This is a genomic window from Enterococcus rotai, from assembly GCF_001465345.1.
Taxonomy (GTDB): domain Bacteria; phylum Bacillota; class Bacilli; order Lactobacillales; family Enterococcaceae; genus Enterococcus_L; species Enterococcus_L rotai.
Genome location: NZ_CP013655.1, coordinates 2751538 through 2777603 on the forward strand (window position 1 = coordinate 2751538; position 26066 = coordinate 2777603).

General features: G+C 35.2%; 25 protein-coding genes, 1 pseudogene and 1 other annotated feature. Of the genes and pseudogenes, 18 read left to right on the forward strand and 8 right to left on the reverse strand.

The window, feature by feature from the left end; all coding sequences use genetic code 11:
• The first annotated feature begins 28 nt into the window (after positions 1-28).
• Complete coding sequence (locus ATZ35_RS12135) at positions 29-1009, forward strand: aldo/keto reductase (RefSeq protein WP_208927464.1); 981 nt, start codon at positions 29-31, stop codon at positions 1007-1009.
• 183 nt (positions 1010-1192) lie between these two features.
• Here ATZ35_RS12135 and ATZ35_RS12140 read toward each other — a convergent pair whose 3' ends face one another.
• Complete coding sequence (locus tag ATZ35_RS12140; RefSeq protein WP_208927465.1) at positions 1193-1993, reverse strand: MBL fold metallo-hydrolase; 801 nt, start codon at positions 1991-1993, stop codon at positions 1193-1195.
• A 213-nt stretch (positions 1994-2206) separates the two neighbouring features.
• On the opposite strand from ATZ35_RS12140, the gene ATZ35_RS12145 reads away from it, so the two are divergent.
• Positions 2207-2593, forward strand: a complete 387-nt coding sequence (locus ATZ35_RS12145) for a MerR family transcriptional regulator (RefSeq protein WP_208927466.1) — start codon at positions 2207-2209, stop codon at positions 2591-2593.
• Between the two features lie 27 nt (positions 2594-2620).
• Entirely contained in the window at positions 2621-3514 is an 894-nt protein-coding gene (locus ATZ35_RS12150) for a MurR/RpiR family transcriptional regulator (protein WP_208927467.1), read from the forward strand.
• 59 nt (positions 3515-3573) lie between these two features.
• On the opposite strand, the gene ATZ35_RS12155 is transcribed toward ATZ35_RS12150, so the two are convergent.
• Positions 3574-4170, reverse strand: coding sequence for a histidine phosphatase family protein (locus ATZ35_RS12155; RefSeq protein ID WP_208927468.1), 597 nt, complete (start codon positions 4168-4170; stop codon positions 3574-3576).
• 250 nt (positions 4171-4420) lie between these two features.
• On the opposite strand from ATZ35_RS12155, the pseudogene ATZ35_RS12160 reads away from it, so the two are divergent.
• Positions 4421-6268, forward strand: a pseudogene (locus tag ATZ35_RS12160) (beta-glucoside-specific PTS transporter subunit IIABC).
• 76 nt (positions 6269-6344) lie between these two features.
• Complete coding sequence (locus ATZ35_RS12165; protein ID WP_208927469.1) at positions 6345-7793, forward strand: 6-phospho-beta-glucosidase; 1449 nt, start codon at positions 6345-6347, stop codon at positions 7791-7793.
• Between the two features lie 119 nt (positions 7794-7912).
• Here ATZ35_RS12165 and ATZ35_RS12170 read toward each other — a convergent pair whose 3' ends face one another.
• Complete coding sequence (locus ATZ35_RS12170) at positions 7913-8782, reverse strand: LysR family transcriptional regulator (protein ID WP_208927470.1); 870 nt, start codon at positions 8780-8782, stop codon at positions 7913-7915.
• 115 nt (positions 8783-8897) lie between these two features.
• Here ATZ35_RS12170 and ATZ35_RS12175 point away from each other — a divergent pair, with 115 nt between their 5' ends.
• The 3 genes from ATZ35_RS12175 to ATZ35_RS12185 are packed head-to-tail and all read left to right on the forward strand — an operon-like array spanning position 8898 to position 10683.
• Positions 8898-9476, forward strand: a complete 579-nt coding sequence (locus ATZ35_RS12175) for a sugar O-acetyltransferase (RefSeq protein ID WP_208927471.1) — start codon at positions 8898-8900, stop codon at positions 9474-9476.
• 58 nt (positions 9477-9534) lie between these two features.
• Positions 9535-9915 carry a cyclophilin-like fold protein gene (locus ATZ35_RS12180; RefSeq protein WP_244148159.1) on the forward strand — a complete coding sequence of 127 codons (381 nt, stop codon included), beginning with the start codon at positions 9535-9537 and terminating at the stop codon, positions 9913-9915.
• 21 nt (positions 9916-9936) lie between these two features.
• Positions 9937-10683, forward strand: a complete 747-nt coding sequence (locus ATZ35_RS12185) for an SDR family oxidoreductase (RefSeq protein ID WP_208927472.1) — start codon at positions 9937-9939, stop codon at positions 10681-10683.
• A 267-nt stretch (positions 10684-10950) separates the two neighbouring features.
• Here ATZ35_RS12185 and ATZ35_RS12190 read toward each other — a convergent pair whose 3' ends face one another.
• The 4 genes from ATZ35_RS12190 to ATZ35_RS12205 form a co-directional block, all read right to left on the reverse strand.
• Positions 10951-12393 (reverse strand): YfhO family protein, encoded by a 1443-nt coding sequence (locus ATZ35_RS12190; protein WP_244148160.1) that lies wholly within the window; start codon positions 12391-12393, stop codon positions 10951-10953.
• Positions 12394-12729: 336 nt separating this feature from the next.
• The gene (locus ATZ35_RS12195; RefSeq protein WP_208927474.1) at positions 12730-13041 is read right to left on the reverse strand and encodes a hypothetical protein; all 312 of its coding nucleotides are present in this window, start codon (positions 13039-13041) and stop codon (positions 12730-12732) included.
• Between the two features lie 291 nt (positions 13042-13332).
• The gene (locus ATZ35_RS12200) at positions 13333-14247 is read right to left on the reverse strand and encodes a helix-turn-helix domain-containing protein (protein WP_208927475.1); all 915 of its coding nucleotides are present in this window, start codon (positions 14245-14247) and stop codon (positions 13333-13335) included.
• A 448-nt stretch (positions 14248-14695) separates the two neighbouring features.
• Positions 14696-15037 carry a hypothetical protein gene (locus ATZ35_RS12205; RefSeq protein WP_208927476.1) on the reverse strand — a complete coding sequence of 114 codons (342 nt, stop codon included), beginning with the start codon at positions 15035-15037 and terminating at the stop codon, positions 14696-14698.
• Positions 15038-15300: 263 nt separating this feature from the next.
• On the opposite strand from ATZ35_RS12205, the gene ATZ35_RS12210 reads away from it, so the two are divergent.
• The 10 genes from ATZ35_RS12210 (at position 15301) to ATZ35_RS12255 (ending at position 25035) form a co-directional block, all read left to right on the forward strand.
• Positions 15301-15618 carry a hypothetical protein gene (locus tag ATZ35_RS12210; RefSeq protein ID WP_208927477.1) on the forward strand — a complete coding sequence of 106 codons (318 nt, stop codon included), beginning with the start codon at positions 15301-15303 and terminating at the stop codon, positions 15616-15618.
• 234 nt (positions 15619-15852) lie between these two features.
• Positions 15853-15900 (forward strand) — a sequence feature (sodium ion sensor (DUF1646 type); this cis-regulatory element may regulate processes involved in with the transportation of sodium ions).
• A 156-nt stretch (positions 15901-16056) separates the two neighbouring features.
• The gene (locus ATZ35_RS12215) at positions 16057-16383 is read left to right on the forward strand and encodes a hypothetical protein (protein WP_208927478.1); all 327 of its coding nucleotides are present in this window, start codon (positions 16057-16059) and stop codon (positions 16381-16383) included.
• Positions 16370-18361 carry a V-type ATP synthase subunit I gene (locus ATZ35_RS12220; protein ID WP_208927479.1) on the forward strand — a complete coding sequence of 664 codons (1992 nt, stop codon included), beginning with the start codon at positions 16370-16372 and terminating at the stop codon, positions 18359-18361. The genes ATZ35_RS12215 and ATZ35_RS12220 overlap by 14 nt, the downstream gene beginning before the upstream one ends.
• Before the next feature lie 15 nt (positions 18362-18376).
• On the forward strand, positions 18377-18850 hold the full coding sequence (locus ATZ35_RS12225) for a V-type ATP synthase subunit K (protein WP_208927480.1): 474 nt from the start codon (positions 18377-18379) through the stop codon (positions 18848-18850).
• Positions 18851-18980: 130 nt separating this feature from the next.
• A complete protein-coding gene (locus ATZ35_RS12230) occupies positions 18981-19562 on the forward strand; it encodes a hypothetical protein (protein WP_208927481.1) in 582 nt (193 codons plus the stop codon).
• A 94-nt stretch (positions 19563-19656) separates the two neighbouring features.
• The gene (locus ATZ35_RS12235) at positions 19657-20652 is read left to right on the forward strand and encodes a V-type ATPase subunit (protein WP_208927482.1); all 996 of its coding nucleotides are present in this window, start codon (positions 19657-19659) and stop codon (positions 20650-20652) included.
• Positions 20649-20960 (forward strand): V-type ATP synthase subunit F, encoded by a 312-nt coding sequence (locus tag ATZ35_RS12240; RefSeq protein WP_208927483.1) that lies wholly within the window; start codon positions 20649-20651, stop codon positions 20958-20960. Before ATZ35_RS12235 ends, ATZ35_RS12240 begins: the two co-directional genes overlap by 4 nt.
• A 282-nt stretch (positions 20961-21242) precedes the next feature.
• Positions 21243-23024 (forward strand): V-type ATP synthase subunit A, encoded by a 1782-nt coding sequence (locus ATZ35_RS12245; RefSeq protein WP_208927484.1) that lies wholly within the window; start codon positions 21243-21245, stop codon positions 23022-23024.
• On the forward strand, positions 23017-24393 hold the full coding sequence (locus tag ATZ35_RS12250) for a V-type ATP synthase subunit B (protein WP_069639671.1): 1377 nt from the start codon (positions 23017-23019) through the stop codon (positions 24391-24393). The genes ATZ35_RS12245 and ATZ35_RS12250 overlap by 8 nt, the downstream gene beginning before the upstream one ends.
• Positions 24394-24399: 6 nt before the next feature.
• Positions 24400-25035: a V-type ATP synthase subunit D gene (locus ATZ35_RS12255; protein ID WP_208927485.1), complete on the forward strand. Its 636-nt coding sequence runs from the start codon at positions 24400-24402 to the stop codon at positions 25033-25035.
• Positions 25036-25081: 46 nt separating this feature from the next.
• Here the strand turns inward: ATZ35_RS12255 and ATZ35_RS12260 are convergent, their stop codons facing one another.
• Entirely contained in the window at positions 25082-26038 is a 957-nt protein-coding gene (locus tag ATZ35_RS12260; RefSeq protein ID WP_244148162.1) for a serine hydrolase, read from the reverse strand.
• Positions 26039-26066: the final 28 nt, after the last annotated feature.

Here is a 26066-nt window from a genome sequence, read left to right on the forward strand (position 1 = left end):
CAAGTAGTAGATTGAGAGGATGATAAGAATGGAGTATACGAAATTAGGTAATACTGGACTAGATGTTTCAAGAATTTGTTTAGGTGCAATGAGCTTTGGAGACCCTAAAAATTGGATTCATAAATGGGTACTTGAAGAGGAAGATAGTAGACCGCTAATCAAAAGAGCCCTAGAACTAGGCATAAACTTTTTTGATACTGCCAATGTTTATTCTTTGGGTAGAAGCGAAGAAATTTTAGGGAAAGCGTTGAAGGACTACGCAAACCGAGATGAAATTGTACTAGCAACGAAAGTTCACCAAAAAACGTTTGATGGTCCAAATGGACAAGGATTATCAAGAAAAGCGATTATGTCTCAAATTGATCAGAGTTTGAAGCGTCTGCAAACAGATTATGTGGATTTATATATCATCCACCGTTGGGATCCTTATACACCAATTGAAGAAACTATGGAAGCACTAAATGACGTTGTCAAAGCTGGAAAAGCAAGATATATTGGGGCTTCAGCGATGTATGCTTATCAATTTCAACAAGCAAACAATATAGCAGAAAAGAATGGTTGGGCAAAATTTGTTTCTATGCAAAACCACTTAAATTTGATTTATCGTGAAGAAGAACGTGAAATGATTCCCTATTGTCTTTCTGAAAAAATTGCACTTACACCTTATAGTCCAATGGCATCAGGGCGATTAATTCGAAGTGCCACAGAAGCAACCAAACGAAGCACCACTGATGATGCACAAAAAGCTAAATATGATGAAACCGCGGATAAAGATCAGATGATTATAGATCGCGTTGCTGAATTGGCTGCCAAATATGAGACCAATAAAGTGAATATTGCCTTAGGATGGTTACTACAAAAAAATCCAGTAGTTGCACCTGTTATTGGCGCAACAAAAATGAATCATATCGAAACAGCGGTTGGCGCGGTAGATTTTAAATTAAGTCAAGCAGATGTACTTTATTTAGAAGAACCTTATATCCCACACAAAGTAGTGGGACATGTCTAAAAAAATGAGGCCGAGACAAAAGCGTTTAGCTCCGAGAAATAAGAGGGAATTCACGAAAATTACTTTTCAAATTTTTGTGAATTTCAGCTTATTTCCGAAGGAGCTGCTTTTTTGTCGCCGTTTATTCGGATTTAGAGCGCGAAACAAAACTTTTTTTTAGTTTTGTCCCACGCTCATTTTTTGCTATTTTCTTAAAATGAAACGATCTCCAGCAGCCATTATCTGGATTCTTTCAGGATTGGTTACTCTATGAATCAGATCAGCTGGATTTCCATTGAAAACATTCATATGAGGAGCATCCACTGTTCCCCAATGAGACAAAAGTAAAGCAGCATTTGGATAAGTGTTAGCAAGTTTAATCGCATTATCTAAGCCAATATGCCATTCGTTATCAGAAAAATCAAAGAGAATCGCATCAGGTTCAGGCATTTCTAGATGGGATGTTAATAACTTGGAGTCGCCAGGAATCCACATGGTTCCATCTGGTGTTTCAATCCAAAATCCACAAAAGTCCTCTAATTTAAAGACACGATTGTATTTTTTACTTTCATTTTGCCATAAATGGTCAGCAGGTGTTAATGTTATTTTTAATGGATCTTCTTTAAAAGAAGCATGTATTTCATGACCAAATGCTTCAAACATCATTTTTTCTTTAACTAGTCCAGCAACATATTTAGGTGCGTGTAGAGCATTTGTCAGCGGTAGTAATTTTTTTAAGGTTGCTATACTAAAATGATCATTGTCAGCATGGGTGATAAGTATACTATCCAGATGCGGCACTTGATCCGTTTTGATTGGCATTTCAATTAACAAAGGCAAATCAAATCCTTCTAATACTGGATCAACCATCATACAATAGCCTCTGCTATTTAAAAATATACCTGAATTTCCTAGCCAGCGGATTTCAGTATGATGATTCACTTGAAAGGCTTCTGCGCCAAACGGAATGGTTTTTGGTGGTGTTGCTTGTGATTGTTCGTTCATTATTTTCTCCTGTCCAAGAACATTATTTTGTATAACTATTTTTAGCAATAGTAAAAGTTAATCAAATCTTGCTGTAATGTTAGCGACAATTGATAACCTCCTAATGTTGCATCTGTTTAAAGTATACACCTTAAAGTGCACTTTAAATCAAGTGGAAATACTGGTAAGATAGAATGACCAAATACTTAAATGATAGAAGAGGGATTGATTACTATGAATATTTCAGAAGTTGCAGCAAAATATGATATGACACCTGCTACGATTCGCTACTATGAGAGTCAAGGATTAATGCCTGCAATTACCCGTAACCAATCAGGAATTAGAGATTTTCAAGAAGAAGATTTAATTTGGGTTGAATTTATTAAATGCATGAGGGATTCAGGTTTGTCTATTCATTCTCTTTCAAAATATTCAGAATTATATCAAATGGGGGAACAAACGTTGGTCCAAAGAAAAGAGATTTTGGTGAATGAATATCAGAAACTTTTAAAGAAACAGGCATTAATTAATGGTACTGTGGCTAAATTAGAGAAGAAAATCGAGGATTATGATCATAAAATCAAAGAGTGTGAGGAAAATATATTTAAGGAAAAGAACTAGGCTAGTTTAAACTGGAGGGAAATGAAAATGTATCTTTTTCAAAGAATTGAAGAAGCAGTTTTTAAGCAAAATGATGCCCGACGAGTGATTGGCGAATTTATTCTTGAAAATCGTGACCAACTAAAATCTTACTCGATGGAAGAGATTGCCAAGAAAACCTTTACGTCTAAGCCAACCTTAGTTCGATTTGCGAAATATTTTGGCTATTCGGGTTGGAAAGAATTTATGTATGCTTTTACTCATGAAGTGGCCTATCATGACGACAATGCTTACGTAGATGTTGATCCTAACTTTCCTTTTTCAGCTGAACACGATACGTTAGAAATCATTGAAAGTATTGCGACTTTAAAAATTCAGAGTATCAAAGATACTGTTTCTTTGATTGCTATAGAAGATCTTAACAAAGCTGCAGAACTTATTCATGGTGCAAATAGCGTTGTGATTTATGGGACGAGTCCAAATTATTATTACGGTGAACTGATTAAGAGAAATTTGTTATCGATTCAAAAGAAAGCAATTATGGCCAATTCGGGTGAAAGTGGTATTATCACACAAACAGTGAATAACAAAGATTGTGCGATTGTGATTTCTTATTCTGGGAGTAGCTTTGATGACAACCCAACTAGCAATGTAAAATTATTAATGAAAAATTCTGTACCAATCATTAGTATCACAAGCGGTGGTGAAAACTATTTAAGGGATTACTCAGATGTTGTTCTTAATATTTCTAGTAAAGAAAAATTGTATTCCAAGATAGCCAATTTTGCGACACAGGAATCCATTCTATTTATTCTCGATGCTCTGTTCGCAAAAGTATTTTCACTTGATTATGAAGTCAATAGAAGGAATAAAATTACAAATTCAAAATTATTAGAGTCTAAAAGACAAGCAACCTTTAAACAATTATCTGAAAAATTTTGATCATAAAAAGCACTTGGATATTTTGGGCCAAGTGCTTTTTACCTGTCTTCATAACCAGATTAAAGAATACTTTTTTTACTTGAGGGGTCAATAATGTCAGTGAGGTCAAAATGATATTTTTCATAAGTGTAAATAAAAATGGCACAGTTTGGCAAATGAATAGGAATTTTTCTATCAGAATGCTTCCAAATAGAGTTTAAAAAGTAAAAACACGCACCATTGTGCGATATTGCCAAAACCTTTTGATGATCTTCCTGCTCCATAATCGAATGAAGTGTTTTAATCATTCTATTTTGAACGTCAGAAGCTTTTTCGCCTCCAAATTGTTCATAGAAAGTTTCAAAATTGTGGGGACCTTTTGGCTGTAGCTCCGAACTTTCTCCCTCAAATCGTCCAAAATTCATTTCTTTCAACCCTTTTTTTCGTTGATAAAAGTGATTGCTGTTTGTAATGATTTCCAATGTGTCGCAAGCACGCTCTTGGGTTGATGAGTAGTAATGATCAAAGTGAATTTGATTTTCTTGAAAAAATGTTGCTGCTTGCTTTGCTTGTTTTTTTCCTTTATTTGTTAATGGGGAATCACATGCACCTTGGATTTTACCCAACTGATTAAAAAGTGTTTCTCCATGACGCATCAGATATAACTGTTTTTTCATTTGAACACCTCCTCAAGCTCATTATAAATCTTAAAGTGAGCTTTAAGTCAATCATTTCCGTTAAAAATTCAAGGAAATATGAAACGGATTTCAATAATGTCAACTTTTTCCTTTATTTTCCGAAATATGTTTCGAGATGTTTTGAAACTATTGGTAACGCTATCAATAAATGGTAAAGTTCGATTAGAAACAAGAGTTGAATAACCGGTTGATTCAAAATAGGATCTTGTTACATTGAAGGGAGAAATCCATGAGTAAAAAATATGAACAGTTGGCCCAAGAGATTATTGAGACGTTAGGTGGAAAGGAAAATATTGCAGATGCCTATCATTGTCAAACACGCCTTCGTTTTAAACTAGTAGATGAACAAAAAGTTGACAAAGAAGGTCTTGGTGAATTAGAAGGAGTCGCAACTTATTTAGTTAATGCAGGTGTTCATCAGGTTGTCATAGGAACGCATGTGAAAGATGTCTTTGAAGAGATTGAGAAAAAAATCGATATTACTGCAAAAAATGAACCATCATCTGAGAAAAAAGGCATATTTAATAGCATTATTGAGTTTGTAGCTGGTACATTCCAGCCAATTATTCCTGCATTATCTGGAGCTGGAATGGTTAAAGCTGTTCTAGCATTGTTAGTTGTTTTTAAGGTTGTTTCTGTCGAATCACAAACGTATTATTTATTGAATTTATTTGCAGATGGCGTGTTTTTCTTCTTACCGATGATCTTAGCTTTTACAGTTGCTCAAAAATTGAGATGCAATCCTATCTTGGCAGCATCTGTCGCAGCAATGATGATGCATCCAAATTGGGGGGTATTAGTCACAGCAGGAGAGCCAGTTAAATTCTTTGATCTTATTCCTTTTACCTTAGCTACTTATACTGGTTCTGTTATTCCGATTCTTTTAATTATTTTCGTTCAGTCTTATGTAGAGAAATTTCTCAATCGTGTGATACCAAAATCAGTTGAATTAGTCTTTGTACCAATGTTGACTTTTCTAATTATGGGAACTTTGGCGTTTTCAGTACTAGGTCCGATTGGCAGTATTATTGGTGGTTATCTGGCAGCATTCTTTACGTTTTTAAGTGTAAATGCTAGTTGGGTACCAGCAGTCTTGATCGGTGGTTTTCTGCCGATTATGGTGATGTTTGGTCTTCACAATGGTGTTGCTCCTTTAGGGGTGATGCAAATGGCAGAGCTTGGTTATGATAGTATTTTTGGGCCAGGCTGTGTTTGCTCAAATATTGCTCAAGCAACGGCTTCTGCGGTAGTTGCATTTAGAACAAAAGATAAAAAATTGAAGCAATTAGCTGTTTAGGGTTCAATTACTGCATACATGGGGATTACTGAACCAACATTATATGGTGTGAATTTACCTAAAAAATACCCGTTGATTGCAGCTATGATTGGTGGTGGAGCAGGTGGTTTATATGCTGGATTAACGAATACACATCGCTTTGCAACAGGATCATCTGGTTTACCTGCAATTTTACTTTATATTGGTGATAATTCGATGGCTTTTTTCTGGAATATTATGATTGCTTTGATCATTTCAGCAGTCGTATCAGCCGTATTAACCTATGTGTTAAGTTTTAAATTTGAAAAAGAAGTAACAGTACCATCAGTTAAAGAAATTATTTTAGAGGATACAATAATTGCTAATCCTATTAAAGGGAATGTCATGTCCTTGAGTGAAGTACAAGATGGCGCTTTTGCATCGGAGGCTCTTGGTAAAGGGTTTGCTATTGAGCCAATAGAAGGAAAAGTAATTGCACCATTTAATGGGAAAATCGAGGCTATTTTTCCAACAAAACATGCAATTGGACTTGTGTCGGATACTGGAATAGAACTTTTGATTCATGTAGGTTTAAATACTGTAGAGTTAAAAGGTCAATATTTTGATACTTTGGTAGAGTCGGGGCAAACAGTAAAAAAAGGGCAGGTAATCCTAAATTTTGATTTGGAAAAAATAAGAGAAGCTGGCTATGAAACGCAAGTGCCAGTTGTGATAACTAATACCCCTCAATACTCTTCAATTGAATTAACAACTAAAGGACAATTAGCAAATAACGAAGAAGTATTGATCGTTAAAGTGTAAAGATAATAGAATAATCATCTAAATGGATAATAATTAAGATTAATAGTTTTGAAAAAAGAATAGGAGCTGTAAATATATGACTTTAGATAAACATTTCTTGTGGGGTGGGGCAACAGCTGCAAACCAAGCAGAAGGCGGTGTATTAGAAGGTGGCAGAAAGCTTTCTAATATTGATGTATTACCATGTGGTGAAGATCGTAAGAAAGTAGCTTTAGGTGAGTTGGAAATGTTAGATTGGCAGGACGGCTATTATTACCCTGCAAAAGAGGCAATTGATATGTACCATCGTTATATGGAAGATATTCAATTATTTGTGGAAATGGGGTTTAAAGTTTATCGTATGTCATTGTCGTGGTCTCGTATTTTCCCAAATGGAGATGACGCTAAACCAAATGAAGAAGGTCTTGCGTTTTATGAAGCTATTTTTCAAGAATTAAGAAAGCACCAGATTGAACCATTAGTGACGATTGCTCACTTTGATGTTCCCGTTCATTTGATTAAAGCTTATGGTGGCTGGAAGAACCGTCAGTTGGTTGAATTTTATACACGGTATGCTGAAACTGTTTTGAAGCGTTATAAAGGCTTAGTTAAGTATTGGTTGACAATTAACGAAATCAACATCATCTTACATCAGCCATTTGTTGGTGGTGGAATTATCTTTAAAGAAGGTGAAAATCAAGAAGAAATTAAATATCAAGCTGCGCATCATCAACTAGTAGCAAGTGCTTTAGCAACTAAAATTGCCCATGAAGTGGATGCAAAAAATCAGGTTGGCTGTATGTTGGCAGGTGGTAGCCATTACCCCTATACGTGTCGCCCAGAAGACTATCAAGAAGCGATTAATCGTGATCGTGAAGGCTACTTTTTTATTGATGTTCAGGCACGGGGGAAATACCCCAATTATGCCTTGAAAAAATTAGCGCGCGAAGGGTTACATATTGTGATGGAAGCAGGAGATGAAGAAATTTTGGCAGCATCACCAGTTGATTTTGTAACCTTTTCTTATTATTGTTCACGGACTGTGAGTGCCCATTCAGAAGATTATGAGCAATCAACTGGTAATATCTTTGCATCAATAAAAAATGAACACTTACCCTCAACTGAATGGGGTTGGCAGATTGATCCATTAGGCTTAAGGAACTCTTTGAATCAACTATATGATCGTTACCAAAAGCCTTTATTTATTGTTGAAAATGGCTTAGGTGCAATTGATACGCCAGATGATAATGGTTATGTAGAAGATGAGTATCGTATTGATTATTTACGCAAACATATTCAAGCATTTAAAGATGCAGTAGAGATTGATGGCGTAGAATTGCTTGGCTATACAACGTGGGGATGTATTGATTTAGTTGCTGCCAGTACAGGTCAAATGAGTAAACGATATGGCTTTATTTATGTGGATCGTGATGACGAGGGGAAAGGTACATTAGAACGTTCTAAAAAGAAATCTTTTTATTGGTATCAACGGGTAATTGAGACAAATGGAGAAAATCTTTCTAGTGAAAATTTAACTATGAAGTGAGATATCAATTTAAGAGGTAATAATAGAATCAATCATATAGAAACTAGTCCATATGATTGATTCTTCATTGTAATAAACTATATACAACAATAGCTTGCGCTCGTTGTGCCATTGTTGTATTATTTTGCATTCTTTAACAAACGCAGAAACTCTTTTGAAGCATTGGAAAAAATTTGATTCTTTTTCCAAACAATATTGATGTTTGCAGTCAAGGATGGTGAAAAAGGAATAAACGTTAGGGAGGTATCGGCGGTATTCACAATTCCATCAATGCAAAGTGCACTAGCAACACCTTGTTTTACTAGCAAAGAGGCATTATAAAGAAGATTATAGGTTCCAATGATAGTAAAGTGTTCTATATTTCCTCCAAGCCACTCTGATAGTTGATTATCAACTAAAGATTGATTGGAAATCAGTAGAGGGGTATGCAAGAGATCTTTTGGTTGGACTGTTGGTTTTTCAGCTAGAGGATGTGATTTATTTACTAGAATGCCCCAGCTATCAAACAAAGGTAAGCGGATATATTCATATTTTTGTTTTTCAACAGGATCAATCACCAAACCAAAATCTAACAGACCTTTATCAATTTTTTCTAAAACATCATCAGCATTTCCACTATAAAGATGAATAGTGATTTCTGGATGGTGTTCTCTTAATTCTTCCAACAGTTTTCCAATAAATTCAAAAGCGCTCGTTTCACCGCCTCCAATCGTTATTTCTCCACTGATTACATCATTTTTGGTAAGATTTGAGGTTGTTGCTTCAACTAACGATAGAATTTCTTTTCCTCTATTCATTAAGTAGATACCCTCTTCTGTTAATGAGATAGCTCGATTTCCACGAATAAATAATGTAACACCAAGCTCGTCTTCTAATTCTTTTAATTGTTTTGAAAGTGTTGGCTGAGAGAGGTTTAAAACTTCAGCCGCTTTACTAATAGTTTTTTCTCTTGCTACTGCTAAAAAATACGTTAAGACACGAAGTTCCATTTTAGCACTCCTTCCTATAACTTTTACGAATAGTTAGCTATGTTTTATTGGTATTAGTTAAGTATAAACGATTCAGGTATAATTTGGATAGTAGAAACGAAAGGATGGAATAAAAATGCTAAATAGTGAGCTGCAAAAGAAAATTGTTGGCAAAGAAATTTTAAAGGATTCTCCTTTATTTGAAGAAATTCATTACGCAAAACATGAAAACGAACAATTGATAATGAAACTAAATGCGCAGTATTATCCGAATAAAGAGGTTTTAGCACTTTTGGAGGAAATTACGGGGAAAACAATCGATAGCTCAGTAAAAATTTCCCAGCCTTTTTATAGTGATTTTGGCAAGCATATCACATTTGGAAAAGAAATATTTATTAACCAAAACGTGACTTTCGTAGATTTAGGTGGTATTACGATCGAAGACCAGGTTTTGATTGGTCCTGGTTCTAGATTGGTCACTGTTAACCATTTAGTTTCTCCTAAAAATAGACGGGGAATCAAAGTAGAGCCGATTCATATTAAGCAGAATGCTTGGCTTGGGGCAAATGTCACAGTCTTGCCTGGGGTTACGATTGGAGAGAATTCGATTGTTGCTGCTGATTCAACGGTGACAAAAGACGTGCCTGATAATGTGATTGTAGCAGGAAGCCCAGCTAAAGTGGTTCGGAAAATTGAAGAAGAAAAGAGAACATAAAATAATATTCGCTATTCTTTGCTTATTACTTCTAGTTGTAAAGAGGGGGGAGGGTGATGTGATTACGTCTTATATCAATGAAAGTGAAACGGTGTCTACAATAAATGGCATAATTGAAAACAAACGATTTCATATTGAGCTAACACCCAATTCAGCAACGAAAAAAATGAGAGAACACCTTCCACTAAACATAAGGATGGCTGATTTAAATGGTAATGAAAAATATGCGTATCTATTAGAACATTTACCGACACAAAGAGAACAGGTTAGAAGAATAGAAAAGGGCGATGTGATGCTTTTTGGCTCCAACTGTTTAGTCATCTTTTATCAAACATTTTCTACCAATTATTCATATACTAAAATAGGAAAAATAAAAGAAGTAGAACAACTTGATTTCATGTTAGAAACAGATGCAGTCAATGTCCTATTGACACCATAAAAATGAAAAGGAGCAAGACAGATGGCGATTAAAGATAAAGTAGTAGTTATTACAGGAGCTTCATCAGGAATTGGAGAGGCAACTGCGATGTTGTTAGCCGAAAAAGGAGCAAAACTGGTACTAGCAGCACGAAGAAAAGAAAAATTAGAATCAATTGTTGAAAAAATCAAAGAAAAATCTGGTGATGCAGTATATTTAGTCACGGATGTAACGAAGAGAAAAGATAATCAAAACTTGGTAGATTTCGCTATTGAAACGTATGGGAAGGTAGATGTTCTCTTTTTAAATGCTGGTATTATGCCAAATTCGCCCTTGTCCGCACTTAAGGAAGAAGAATGGGACCAAATGATTGATATAAACATTAAAGGAGTTCTCAATGGGCTTGCAGCTGTACTTCCATTGTTTATCGAACAAAGATCAGGACATGTGATTACAACATCCTCCGTTGCGGGGCTGAAAGCCTACCCAGGAGGTGCTGTTTATGGCGCGACTAAATGGGCAGTTCGCGATTTAATGGAAGTATTGCGAATGGAATCGGCACAAGAGGGAACGAATATCCGAACAGCTACAATCTATCCAGCAGCAATTAAAACAGAATTACTGGATAAAATTACAGACCAAAAAACTGCCGCAGGAATGACTGATTTATATGATAGATATGGTATTTCCCCTAAACACGTGGCAAACATTGTTGCTTATGCGATTGAACAACCTGAAGAGGTTACGATAAATGAATTTACAGTAGGACCAACAAGTCAACCTTGGTGATAGAATAGTTGTTTTAAAGCAAGCGATAGAAATTATTCATTGGGATAGAGGACGGAGGAGGTACCTACCTACCTTTAAAGACAAAGAAAGAAGTTTTTTTGCGTAAGTAAAGTAAAAAAATAGTGTTAGAAACGAATTTTTTAATCAATCACTATAAATAGATGAACTATACCGAATGACCAGCTTGCTAATAGAGGATACAGTCTCTTATTTGTGACGGTATCCTCTATTTTTTGAAAGCAGTATGTTAGATAAGAGCTATTGATTTTATCTTCTTTTTTTTAGTCTGTTATACAAAACCAATGTTCCAGCCGTTATAAAAGAGAAAATAACTGATAATTTCTGGATGTTGGTTTTTTTATAAAAAATTTCGATTGAATGCACACCTGGATCAAGTGTAACGGTCAGTAATCCATTTTTGTTATAAGCCTTAGCAACTTCTTGGTCCACTTTCACTTCATAACCTTTGTAATAAAACTTAGGTAATTGGACTTCTTGATTGCCATTTATCCGCACAGTATAGTTGCTATGATCATAGTTGTTTTTTATTTGATTAGGAGTAGAAGTATAAGGAATTCCATCAATTATCAGACCTGGTGCAGCAAAATATTTTTTAAAATCAGTATCTTTTACTAAATATTCTTTGCCATGACCAATTTCGGATTCATAAAAAACAGAAACATTGTTGTTGGTCACAGTTATGTTGTGTTGCTCTGTACTTTGCACCAAATTATTAACATTGAATCCTAGTGTTAATAAGCTGGTAATCAGAATAAAAACAATCACCATTTTTGTTGATAGTAAGCGGAATTGCTCAATCATACCAACAGCTAATAAGCTAGCAAAAAAGGATGCGAATAATAACATTCTCCAAGGAAATTGAATCTTTGCTATGATCGACAGTTTAAAGAGTCCCCAAGGAAATAAATTTGTGGCTAGTACAATGAGTAGAAATGTAACGACAGCAAGACGTTTATTTAGAGTAGTCAATTGTCGAAAATGGATACCAGCAATTATGACAAATACGATAAGTAGAAGACCAATATTTGGTTTTAACTCAGTAAAAGGGGCACTTACATTAGCAAGACTGTTCACAATTAAATTTGCCAAACTAAAGTTCAAACCACTGGACCATAAAGTTGTGTTACTGAAATTGAATGTTAGCTGAGTTACTTGTTCCAAATAAGGAAATAAAAACCATGCAGACAAGCATAGTGTTAATAAACCAGATTGAATCAAAGACTTGACTTGAGCTAGTTTACTTTTTTTCCAATTGATCAAAATGAAGAACATTAGAAAAATAAACGAATAAAAGGCTGTAATCAAGTGACTGGCAATCAACAAAGTCGTAGCGACAGCTAGCAATTGCCAGCGATGTTTAGTCGTATAAACAATCGAATACACGCCAAGTGCAAACAAGGGGAGAAATGCAAAAGCTAGCGTTTCTCCAAGAGCTGCTCGGACGGATTGGTCGATCAATCGATAACTAGAGAGAGTATAGAAACAAGCGAATAAAAGTGCTTGTTTTTTTGATTTTTTTATAGAGTAAAGAAAATAATAACTAGTAGCTGCAGTAACAAAACTGATCAAAAACTGATACAAGTAATAAGAGGGTACAAAAGCAAGTCCTACGATCCTAAAAAGTGCAAAAGGTAGCAATAAGATCGACGGATAAAACAAGTCTGCAGCGTAGCCAAAATTGAGTCCCATAGTAGGAAAGACCCGAGGGAAAAAATCTAAATGTCTGATTGCTTCAGTGTAGCTTTCCAATCTAGTTCGGTGAAATAGAAGATCGTCCTGACTGAAAATATAATTATTGAAAAAATAAGGAAAAATAGAGAGGATACTGATAAATAATAATATCAATAAAATGATACTTCTTTTTTTATATACTATATTCAAATAAATACGCCTTCTTTACGTAGTTTCTCTTTATTTTAACAGAAAAGTAAGCAATTATATAAAAATATCATTTTTTGCTTAGAAGGGGGACGGTCTAATGTGTCATTTGGTAATGAGTAAAAAATGAGTGACGTGTTTATCTATTTAAAAGTCATTCACCAAATCAGTATAATACAGAACTTCCTTTTTTAAAGAGTGGGCAAATTCAATTTCATTTCTCGTACTATTGCCTATATAGCTATCTATATCAATGACGAGGATGGCATCTGATAATTTTATTTTTTCCTTATGCATGTTACTAAGTATAGCTAGCTCTTTCTCAGAAAACTCTTCTTTAGTCTTATTTATCGGAAATATTGGAAGTAATATGACATGCCCTGCGAGTTCCATCTGCAGACCAAGTGTCATCATCTCATCTTTAAATTTTAAACTACCGCAAACAGTAATGACGTTCATTTAACTTAATCCTTTCTTGGTGGGGTTCATCTTTCCTGTTTTAATGTACCGCTATGAGAAGTATAGTAGAGGGGGAAATCATTGTTTATGGTCTGAAATCTTTGATTGGGTTTTGAATATGAGAAATAATATTTAAAATAAAGCGATTTGAGAACTTTAGGGTTGATATTCGTTACACTTTGTAGTATTATAAATGTACCCTAACAGTATTTTCATTTTACTCAATCCGAGTAATACTCCTTATCCCACCTTTAATAGGTGGGATATTTTTGAAGTAACTGAAATAGTATACTAAGATTCTTTCAATAGGCCGACTGCATAGCTCTTTAGCATTTTTTCACTATCACGTTCATGAGTAAGCATCTTTACTTCTGTTTTTACTTGTTCAGCTTGTAAAGTATCACCAGTATTTTCTAGTAGATGTATAAAATCATAAACACGCTCCATGTAGACTGGTTCGCCTTCGAGAATATAATTAAGGAGATTTGTTAAGTATTGAAGATTCAATTTGAAGCTGTAGTTTTCGTTTTGTTTATCTTGTTTTTTAGCAAGGCGTATATATCTTTCGGCACTTTCGTAATCTTTTGCATATAAGCGCATGGATATCAGATTGATAAGAATATTATGAGCAAATTTCTTAGTCGTGAAGTCTCGTTGATCTTCATATTTTATCGGAAACATTCTTGCAAGCAATAAATCAGCCTGCTTTGCGCTAAAAAAACGGATTAGATTTGCAGTGATAATGTAATCATATTGGATGTAGAATGTTTTATTCAGCAGGTCTTCAAATATCTCCTTTATTTCCTCAAGAGTTACTGGATCAACTTCATCCCAATGAGCGTTGAAAAAATTTTTGATGGCGATATAATTTGATAATTCCCGTAAGGATTTCTTTTCTTTATCTTTTACGCCAAAATAATAGTTAAGTAATTTTTGTTTAGTACTTTTATTTTCTAAGTGAGCACCACAATAATAAAAAGTTTCCCTGAAATCTTGTTGTTGTTTGTCAAAAGTTGTAAAACTAAAAAACTCATCAACATTGATAGAGGTTTGATTCAATATTTCCTCTAACTCATTTACTTTTAAAGATCGTTTGCCACTTTCAATTTTTGAATAGGTAGATGGGTCAGTATAGTCAGACATCATTTCTTTTTGAGTTAACTTTAATTTAAGTCTAAAAAAACGTAATGTTTCTATGATATTCAAGAGTTTCTCTCCCTTCATATGCGATTATAGCATGAAATGAATAAAAAAATCTCAATTTTCGTAAAAAAGTAAATAATTTATCTGAATTTTATGCCAATTTCGCACTTTTCAATTTTACTACTTTATTTTTTTAAGCTTGTTTGTTATTCTTTACCTAAGGGAAATTATTTGTTTGCAAACGTTGATTTCAAAAATTGATGAGTGGAGGTGTGTTGATGATTTCATTTATAGCTGTTGTAGCAAGTGTTATTTCGGTATATGTAGTTACAGGTGGAGCATAAAACGTATCTAATATTATCAAAAACAAATTTTGCAAACAAAAAATTTAACTAAAAAATTTCTAAATGTATAAGTAAAAAGTGCGTAACAAAAAAAGTGCAAAATAATAGCTTCTGATTTACTTTTCCTGTTGAATGAAGTAAATCAGAGGCTGTTATTTGTTTTGTCTTCAATTTTCTGCTGAAAAGTCTTCTGCAAGCTCTGGTGAAATTACGTATTGTTCTATGTGATAGTGTTCTGTAAGTGATTTTGAATAGTTTTTTTCTTGAACTTCCTTCATATACTGAAAAAAAGCAATTTCACTTTCAGACGGTTTTGTTTTTTCTAAGATTTCTTTTTCGTAGGTCAACGCAATCGCTTCAGAGAAATAGTAGGAATCATTTTTACTGATAGAAAGTCGCAATGTATCGCCAAATAAAATATTATTTTCTCTGGAAAAACGATCTTCTTTCTCATTGATCAACCAGGTATTGTGGAAGGTTGTAGTTATTTTTATTAGTTTTTGCTCCATAATCAAATCTCCAATCGCTAAATATAGTGACTATTCTTTTATATTATACCAAAAAGTCGCTCATTTTGGACGTAAAGATTGACAAAAACTTTATTTATAGATATTTTTTTCTTTCTATTGATTTAAAAGTAAAAGGAAGAACGTTTTTGTTCGATCAAGATTGTGTCTAATTGAATTGTTTGATATGATAAACAAATCTAAGGAATAGAAGACGATTGCAATGGAAAATTGTAAGTAAAGATCATCAAAGGAGTCAAATCATTATGAAAAAAATTACGACGAAGATGTTTATTACATTAATAGAAAATAAAGAAGAACATTTTGCGGTTATTATCAATCACTGGTTTTATTACATAGAAAAAGGACGCATTTATCGATTTCAACAGCATAGTAATAGCAAGATTATGACTACGTTAGGACTATTTTATGATGGGGAGATTGATAATGAAATGATGATGGTTGAGTTAAAAAAAAGTATTCTCAATCAAATTCAATATGATTGGTTTACAGATGTATGGAAAGAATCTATTCTTGAACGTGTCAGCCGTTCACCTTATGAGTTAGAAGCATTCTTTTTTTAAGCGGATAAAGTGCAATTTGGATGCATATTATTTGTAAAAGAAAAACTAGGATAGTAAGATAAATGCATCCTAACAATAATCTTTTTTTCATTTACTCTCATGAGTAAAACTCCTTTCCCATCTTTTTTGAAGATGGGATTTTTTTGTTAGCAATCTACGTTAGATAAAGTTGACACAGAAAGCAGTTGTAATTTTGTTTTTTTTTTGCTAAGATACACTCATATGAATAAAAATGGTTGGGCGCAAGCTTCAAGGATCAGATTCTTCAAGGGGTGAGAAGAATGGTTTTTTGAACTTACGCCCTTTTTTATTTTTTAGGGAATAAGTTGTGCATCTTGTTAACAAAGCACAGGTTATTCCCTTTTTGTTTGTAATAAAAAAGGATACGTTCAATAATAAGGTTGAATAAGATCAAGACAAATGATAGGGGGGAGAAAATTGGTTTTAGAAGCATTGAATAAGATTCGTGAAGCAGAAGAAAATGTAGAAAAAATGCGGCAAACAGCGAAAGCAGAAGTGAGTGCGTATGAGCAAAAAAAAGCGGAAGAATTCAAACAAAAAAAAGCGGAAAGTCAAGAAAAAATAACAGATTTGCTTCAAACAGTAGAAACCCAAAAGAATGAACAACTTCAAAAACAAAAAGATATTTTGTTGAGTGACGCAGCAGAACAAACACAGGAGTTCAAAGAAAAATACGAAAAAAACAAAGACTCTATCATTGATTACGTAATAGAAAGGGTGAAAAAAATCTATGGCAGTCAATAAGATGGAAAAAATGACGATCATAGCAGCTTCTGAACAGGAAGAAACAATTCTTCAAGCAATTCAGGGGTTACAGACTATTGAGATCAAAGATTTTTTTCATTCAAATGTAGATAGCTCTTACATCGAAAAGCATTTTGCTTCAACGTTATTAGAAAGCGATGAACGCCAAAAAAAGCAATTTCAAACGATGTTGACAGAGATTCAAGAGGCGTTGATCTTCATTGAAAGATTTGCTGAGAATCCTTCAAAAAAGAAACCCATCAAAAGACAAGTACGTACCTTACGTTCCTTGGAAGAAGGATTTAATGAAGCGATAATAAGTGGGTATTTAAACGAAATCAATGCAGTAAAAAATAGTTTGGCATCACTTGAAACAACGAGAAAAGAACTTTTAGCGAAAGAAAAATGGTTAGCTCGTTGGCAGTATTTAGATATCATTCCACACAAAAATGCTATGGAAAATGCTGAACTTCTACTTGGATCGATCAATTCAGCGAATCAAACCTTGTTTGTAACGGAGTTAAAAAATCTTGATTCTATTTATATAGAAGAAGTTTATCATAGCGAACACCATGTCTACTACAGCTTAGTATTTTTAAAAAATCAGGCAGAAGAAGTAAGTGAGATTACGACCAAGTATAGTTTTGATCCATTTAGTTACCCTTATGCTATTTTGCCTAAAGAAGCTTACCAACGAAATAAGGAAGAGTTAGCTGAGCTTGTTACGGAAGAAAAAACGTTGAAACTCAAACTAGCTTCATATCGGGAACATTTAGAAGAACTGTACTTAGCTGAAGAGATGACGTATGCATATATCCATCGTGAAGAAGCAAAAAAACAGTTGCTAAATACTTCTTATTTTTTCATCATGCAAGGTTGGATTCCAATTGATGAGAAACGTTCCTTACAAACTGTACTGCCAACTGATGAAGTATATATAGCGTTCGATCAGCCAACAGAGCAAGAAATTCAAACAGATATACCCGTGAAGCTTAAAAATAATTCTGTGGTCGCTCCTTTTGAGATGTTGACCGAAATGTATAGTTTACCAAAATATGATGAGATTGATCCAACACCGATCATGACCCCTTTTTATATGGTATTTTTCGGCATGATGGTCGCTGATATTGGATATGGCTTACTGATGTTACTAGGTGCTTTACTTGCGCTTCGATTAATGATTTTACCGCGAGGGATGAAGCGATTTGCTAAATTCTTTTTAATCTTATCATTTCCAACGGTGATTTGGGGATTTATTTATGGCTCGATTTTTGGTGCGGCTTTGCCAAAAGTATTCCTCGGCATTCAGCTACCGTTTCCCATTTTATCAACAACTGAGGATGTCAATACGATTTTGATTTTATCTGTTGTTTTTGGATTTATCCAGTTGTTAACTGGATTGATGGTCAACGGAATCGAATTGACTAAACGTAAACGCTATTTGGATAGCATCAGCGAAAGTTTTGCGTGGCAAGGTCTCTTAATCGGGATTTTGATTATTGTTTTGGGGATGTTGTTATTTAGTAATGACGGACTAGTTACAACTGGAATCGTAGTGGCGATTATCTCTGCGTTATCGATTGTCATCGTACCGATCATCCAAACTAAGTCAAAAGTTAAAGGTCTAGCAAAGGGTCTTTATGGGTTATATGGATTGACTAGTTATATTGGTGATTTGGTTAGTTATACTCGTTTGATGGCTCTGGGAATTTCAGGTGGAAGTATTGCTGCCGCATTTAATATGTTAGTAGCCTTTATGCCACCTATAGCTAGGTTTACTGTTGGGATTATATTGATTATTGCGTTACATGCGTTGAATCTATTTTTAAGTTTACTAAGTGCATATGTCCATGGTGCTCGTTTACAATATGTCGAATTTTTCGGGAAATTTTATACTGGTGGAGGACGTGCATTCAAACCGTTAAAAACAGAAGAGAAGTACATGAATATTGAAAAAAATCAAAAAGTAAAAGAATAGTGGAGGAATAATAATATGATAGATTACTTAATTAATAATAATGGTGGAATTCTTTTTGCAGTGTTGGGAATGGCAATGGCAACTATTTTAGCAGGAATTGGTTCAGCAAAAGGGGTTGGGTTTACAGGGGAAGCTGCAGCAGCATTAACGACAGAGCAACCTGAAAAATTTGGTCAAGCGTTGATTTTACAATTGCTACCCGGAACGCAAGGATTATACGGATTCGTTATTGCCTTTTTGATTTTTATCAATTTGAGCAATGATATGACAATGGTGCAAGGGTTAGACTATTTTGTTGCATCATTACCGATCGCCTTTGCTGGATTATTTTCAGGGATTGCTCAAGGACGTGTTGCAGCAGCAGGTATTCAAATATTAGCGAAAAAACCTGAGCATGCAACCAAAGGAATCATTTACGCTGCCATGGTTGAAACATACGCTATTCTTGGGTTTGTTATCTCATTCTTACTTGTTCTAAATGTGAAATAATCCAGCTAAACGGGCTATCCTCTCGGGAAAAAGAAAAATCTGCCTATGACAAAAAGCGTCACAAACATATCCCCCTATTTTTCTACGAGACGAAACGAGCCGCTACGCTTTTTAATTTAGGAGGAAAAAAATGGATGCAATCGAAAAAATTATCGAACAAATTCTAGAAAAAGGTCAACAGGAAGTTTCAGCTTTAAAGAAAGCAGAAACGGATCGAATTGATCGAGAATACCAAGAACAGGAAGAGGCATTACTGTTACAAGAAAGTAAGATGATTGAAAAAAATCAAGAACAAACGAACAAAGCCTTTAAACAAAAGGAAAATCGGCAACAATTAGAAATCAAACAAGCAACATTAAATCAAAAACAAGACTATCTAGAACGACTTTTTTCAGAGTCCGTTGAACGAATGAATCAATGGAACCCAATTGAATTTCAACGCTTCGTGGAACAAATCATTTCTCAGTTACCACTTGAAGGAGAAGCCAATTTGAAATTAGGCGAACTTTCTAAAGTAAAATTATCGAGTCAGTGGTTGTCTGAGCATTCAACTGAAAAATTGAAGTTACGTTTAGAAGACGAGTTTTTACCAAATGTAGGCGGGTTTATTATTGCTAAAGAGGGCATTGAATATAACTTTTTATTTTCAAGTTTAGTTCAAGAAGTAAAAAAAATGGAAAGCTTCAGCATTGCGGAAATGTTGTTTCAGTAAGCAGTGTTTATTTGGAGGAAACAATCTGAGACGCTGTTAGTAGTAGCTGAATTTACAGACTAGCTCGTTCATATTTTAGGTTAGGAGGAACAGGATGAAAGAGACTGCATACAATCAAATCAATCCTTTGGTTCGCCTTAAAGAAACAGAACTTTTGAGTAATGCACAATACGAGCAATTGTTAAATGCCAAAAGTACAAATGAACTCAAAGAAATTTTAAAAAATACAGTATATGGTCCTTATATGACATCAGATTTTACTGAAACCTTTGAATACATCTATTCAAAAGAAAAAGGAAAATTATATGAATGGCTGTATGAAATGGCACCAGAGCCTGAGGTTATCACTATTTACACATCAAGAGCGACTTTTCATAACTTGAAAGTCCTGACAAAAGCAGAACTGACAGGGAAAAATCTGGATCATTTATTTATTGAGGATGGGCGTTATTCTATCGAGACGCTAAAAAGTGCGATTCGAACAAGAGTTTCTACTGAATTGCCGCAACCATTGATGAATGCGATTTTGGAAGTTTTAGACTATTTTCAAGAATCTACTACGTTACAAGCGATTGATATTATTTATGATCGCAATTTTCTAACATTTCAAAAATACTTAGCTGAAGCATTGAATGATCAAAATATCTTAGCTGAAGTTACGGCTTTTATTGATCTAACAAACATTTCTACAATGGCGAGAGGAATTATTCAAGGACAGCACGAAAATTTTTTATCTACAGTGCTGTCTAGCTCAGGAAGTATAAGCAAAGTACGCTTTTTAGACTATACAGAGCAGACATTAGCCAGTTTTACTGATTTTGTATTGACTACGGTATACGGCGGCTTAGTATTACCAATTGTTTCTGCCAAAACAAAAGAGATGGATTTAGTTGCTTTTGAAAAGGTTAAAGATGATTATTTAACAAGCTTATATGATAAGGCTAAAACGATGGCATTTGGTCCATTACCACTATTGGCTTTTCTAAATGCAAAGGAAGTAGAGTGGAAGAATTTACGCTTGCTTTTAGTCAGTAAGAGAAGTAATTTTCCGATAGAAATAGTAAGAGAAAGGATGCGAATGACAGAATGACGTATAAGATCGGTGTGATCGGTGATAGAGATTCTGTTATGCCTTTCAAATTGTTTGGTTTTGAGGTAGTGTACGCCGCTTCATCAAAACAAGTTAGAGAAACGATCGAATCAATGGCAAAAAATAATTTTGGGGTTATTTTTATTACCGAGGATGCTTCTGAACTTGTTGCTGAAACAATTGAGCGCTATAAAAGTGAAGTAACGCCAGCGATTATCTTGATTCCAAGTCATAATGGAACAAAGGGAATTGGTTTGAAAGAAATTCAAGATAATGTTGAAAGAGCGGTTGGACAAAATATATTGTAAACAATTGAGAAGCTTTAAAAGAAGTTTTTTAAATAGAAGCTAGCACTTCGAGGAAAAGATAAAATAAGAGTGAGGTAAAAAACACCTCAATCGTATTTTCCTATTTTTCTGTCAGTGCTGAGTGAGTCTGTTCAGCTTTACATTTGATCTAGCTTCACGAACCAGCTTTTTCGGCAAATAGATAAAATAAGAATGAGGCAAAAAAACGCCTCAGTCGTATTTTCCTAATTTGCTCAAAAGCTAAACGGGTTCGTTCAGCTTTTCTGAATAGGAGGAATGATTTTGCAAACTGGTCGAATTATTAAAGTATCTGGTCCTTTAGTTATGGCTGAAAATATGTCTGATGCGAGTATTCAGGATATTTGTCATGTAGGGGAACTGGGTGTTATTGGAGAGATTATTGAGATGCGGGGAGATGTCGCGTCGATTCAAGTATATGAAGAAACAACAGGAATAGGACCGGGTGAGCCGGTAGTAACAACCGGTGAAGCTTTATCGGTGGAATTGGCGCCGGGTTTGATCTCAGAGATGTTTGATGGTATCCAACGTCCGTTAGATACCTTTGCTGAGGTAACAGAAAGCAATTTTTTAAGCAGAGGGGTTCAGATTCCAGCCTTGGATAGAACCAAAAAATGGCTGTTTGAACCAACTGTTTCTGTAGGCGATGAAGTATCGACGGGAGATATTATCGGTTTAGTTCAAGAAACTAAAGTGATCCCGCATAAGATCATGGTTCCTTTTGGTGTTAATGGAACGGTAAAAGAAGTAAAACAAGGTGAATTTACAATTGAAGAAACAGTCTATATCATTGAAACGGCAACGGGAGAAAAAGAATTTACGATGATGCAAAAATGGCCCGTTAGACGTAGTCGTCCAATTTTAGAAAAATTAAATCCAGATGTCCCATTATTAACGGGGCAACGAGTGATTGATACCTTCTTTCCAGTAACCAAAGGAGGAGCCGCAGCGGTTCCTGGTCCTTTTGGTGCAGGGAAAACTGTGGTACAGCATCAAATCGCGAAATGGGCAGATGTTGATTTAGTGGTTTACGTCGGTTGTGGTGAGCGTGGAAATGAAATGACCGATGTATTGAATGAATTCCCTGAATTAATTGATCCAAATACTGGGGAATCTGTTATGGAACGAACTGTTTTGATTGCAAATACCTCTAATATGCCCGTAGCGGCACGTGAAGCATCAATCTATACAGGAATCACAATAGCAGAATACTTCCGGGATATGGGCTATTCTGTAGCAATCATGGCAGATTCAACTTCTCGTTGGGCTGAAGCACTACGTGAGATGAGTGGACGCTTAGAAGAAATGCCTGGAGATGAAGGGTATCCTGCTTATCTAGGCAGTCGTTTAGCTGAATATTATGAACGAGCTGGACAAGTCGTGGCATTAGGGAAAGATCATCGTGAAGGAAGTATTACAGCAATAAGTGCAGTTTCTCCATCAGGTGGAGATATCTCAGAACCTGTTACTCAAAATACATTACGAGTAGTGAAAGTTTTCTGGGGGCTAGATGCAACATTAGCGCAAAAACGTCATTTTCCATCAATCAACTGGCTACAAAGTTATTCTTTGTATGATTCAGAAGTCGGTAAATACTTAGATCAGCAGCTACAAGTCGAATGGTCTGAGATGGTGAGAGAAGGGATGCGAATTTTACAAGAAGAGTCACAATTAGAAGAAATCGTTCGACTCGTCGGAATTGATTCTTTATCTGATAAAGACCGTTTAACATTAGAAGTAGCTAAATCTATTCGCGAAGATTACTTACAACAAAATGCCTTTGATGAGGTTGATACGTTTACCTCAAGAGAAAAACAGTACAAAATGCTACGCTTGATTTTAACATTCTATCAAGAAGGCCAAACAGCTTTAACTTTAGGGGCTTATTTATCTGAGATCATGACTGGAACGGTTAGTTTAAGAGATCAAATCGCTAGAAGCAAATATTTGCCAGAAGAACAGATTGATCGCTTAGATGGCTTAGTAGACGAAATAAAAGGAACCTTAAAACAAATTGTTGCAGATGGAGGGATCACTAATGATTAAAGAATATCGTACGATCAATGAAGTTGTTGGTCCCTTGATGATCGTTGAAAAAGTCGAAGGGGTCAAATATGAAGAACTGATCGAAGTGCGGATGCAAAATGGGGAAATTCGTCGTGGCCAAGTGTTGGAAATCAATGGAGATAAAGCGATGGTTCAGATTTTTGAAGGAACTAGTGGTATCAATCTTCGAGATTCTAAAGTTCGTTTTCTAGGACATCCTTTGGAATTAGGTGTTTCCGAAGATATGGTTGGACGTATATTCGATGGTTTAGGTCGGCCAAAAGATAACGGACCAGAAATTTTACCAGAGAAAATGGTTGATATTAATGGGGAAGTCATCAACCCTGTTGCAAGAGATTATCCGGATGAGTTTATTCAAACAGGAATATCTGCCATTGATCACTTGAATACGTTGGTCCGTGGCCAAAAGTTACCCGTATTTTCTGGTTCAGGTTTACCTCATAAAGAATTAGCTGCTCAAATCGCTCGTCAAGCAAATGTTCTAAATAGTGATGAAGAATTTGCTGTTGTATTTGCTGCGATTGGGATTACGTTTGAAGAAGCAGAATTTTTCATGGAAGATTTCAGACAGACTGGAGCGATTGATCGTTCGGTGATGTTTATGAACTTAGCGAATGATCCGGCCATCGAGCGAATTGCAACGCCAAGAATGGCGCTGACAGCAGCTGAATATTTAGCTTATGAAAAAGGGATGCATGTCTTGGTAATCATGACCGATATGACCAATTATTGCGAAGCGTTGCGGGAAATTTCAGCAGCACGCCGAGAAGTACCAGGGCGTCGTGGCTACCCAGGTTATCTTTATACGAATTTGGCTACGTTATATGAACGTGCTGGGCGTATTCGTGGGTTAAAAGGATCTGTAACTCAAATTCCAATTTTGACCATGCCAGAAGACGATAAAACACATCCGATTCCCGATTTGACTGGTTATATTACTGAGGGACAAATCATATTATCTAGAGAACTATATAAAAGTGGCATTCAACCACCGATTGATGTCTTGCCTTCATTGTCTCGCTTAAAGGATAAAGGAACTGGAGAAGGAAAAACAAGAATCGATCACGCACCAACAATGAATCAATTGTTTGCGGCTTATGCGCAAGGAAAACAAGCAAAAGAGTTGGCTGTCGTGCTGGGCGAATCAGCGTTATCTGATGTTGACAAAATCTATGCGAAATTTGCAGATCGATTTGAAAAGGAATATGTCAATCAAGGATTTTACACAAATCGCTCGATCGATGAAACGCTGGATTTAGGTTGGGAGTTATTATCAATGCTGCCAAGAACGGAATTAAAACGAATCAAAGATGATATGCTAGACGAATACTTGACTGAAGGAGAGTGATCGTAAATGGCACGTTTAAATGTGAATCCTACTCGAATGGAACTCTCTCGTTTAAAAAAGCAGTTGGGGACCGCAACTAGAGGGCACAAACTATTAAAAGACAAACAAGATGAATTGATGCGTCGCTTTATTTTGCTGGTTAAAAAAAATAATCAACTCAGAATTGATGTAGAACACGAATTGACAACAGCACTCTCTAGCTTTGTTTTAGCGAATGCAACCTTGAACGAAGCATTTATCGAGGAATTAGTTGCTGTTCCAGCGAATGATGTCTCACTTGACGTAATCGAAAAAAATATCATGAGTGTGACAGTTCCGATTATGAACTTTCATTATGATGAGAGCATCGTAAATGCGCCATTAAATTATGGGTACCTTAATTCAAACGCTGAACTAGATGGTGCATTTGATAAAATTTCAACCATTTTACCGAAGTTGCTGGAATTAGCAGAAGTTGAAAAAACTTGTCAGCTGATGTCAGAAGAAATCGAGAAAACCCGTCGACGAGTTAACGCCTTAGAGTATATGACGATTCCTCAATTAGAAGAAACAATTTATTATATTCAGATGAAATTGGAAGAAAATGAGCGAAGTGAAATCACTCGCTTGATCAAGATCAAAAATATGGGCAGTAATACTTGAGCAAACTAAAAATAGAGCAAAGATAACGATTGATGTTATCTCGGCTCTATTTTTTTGGATACTCGTTACTTTGAACAGTCCATAATTGATCTGTAAGTGTTGAAATAAATGGAATACCAGCATCTGTTTCTCCGTTTGTAAAGACGGTTAGAATAAAAGGATGTTCTGTTTCTAAGATCCCGATATCATGTAGAAAACCTGCGTAAGAGCCGATTTTATGCGCCACTTTACCTGAAGTCGTAGGTGTTTCCATCCGTTCATGGAACACTGTGTTTTTCATATAGTTATAAATAGTCTGATACTCTTGGTTTGAAGATTTTTCTTCAAACAAGATTTTAAGGATTTTAGCAGCATCTTCAGAAGTGAATTTTGCGTCATCCCAATCAGTTTCCTTTTGTAGAAAATGAGCATATAGTGCTTTCTTAGCTGCAACATCGCCACCAAATGTATCATATAACATATTTTTGGCGATATTATCTGAATAGGTAATACTATATTCCTGTAAAGTTCTTAAGGAATAGCTGGGTTGAATATTATTTATAATGATCCCAGTGCCATCTTCATAATCTTCTTTTTCATTAAAAGTCAGCTGATCATCCCATTTTAAATTACCAGCCTGGACTTTATCCGCAATCATCATAGCTAAAGGCACTTTGATTGTACTTGCACTGTAAAATTCTTTTGTCCCATTGACGGAAAGCTGCTTTCCTGTTGTCAAATCTACATAAGTTACGCCGACATCACCATTGAAGCTTTTTACAGTAGCTGTCATTGTTTGCTCTATTTTATGATAAAAAGCCATAAGTTCCGGACTTTCTTCGTCACTTGGTTCCGTATCCTTAACAGGTGCGGAAGCTATTTTTTTGACTGGTACATTGTTTTTCCCGCTTGTCTCTGTTTCGTTTGCATAGTCTACTGTATGAGTAGAAAAAAAGAACGATACGATCAAAAAGAAACAAATCGAGAAAATCATCCCGTATAGAGTCATTTTCTGTTTTTCCAACGAACTTTCGATCCTTTCCCAAAAAATC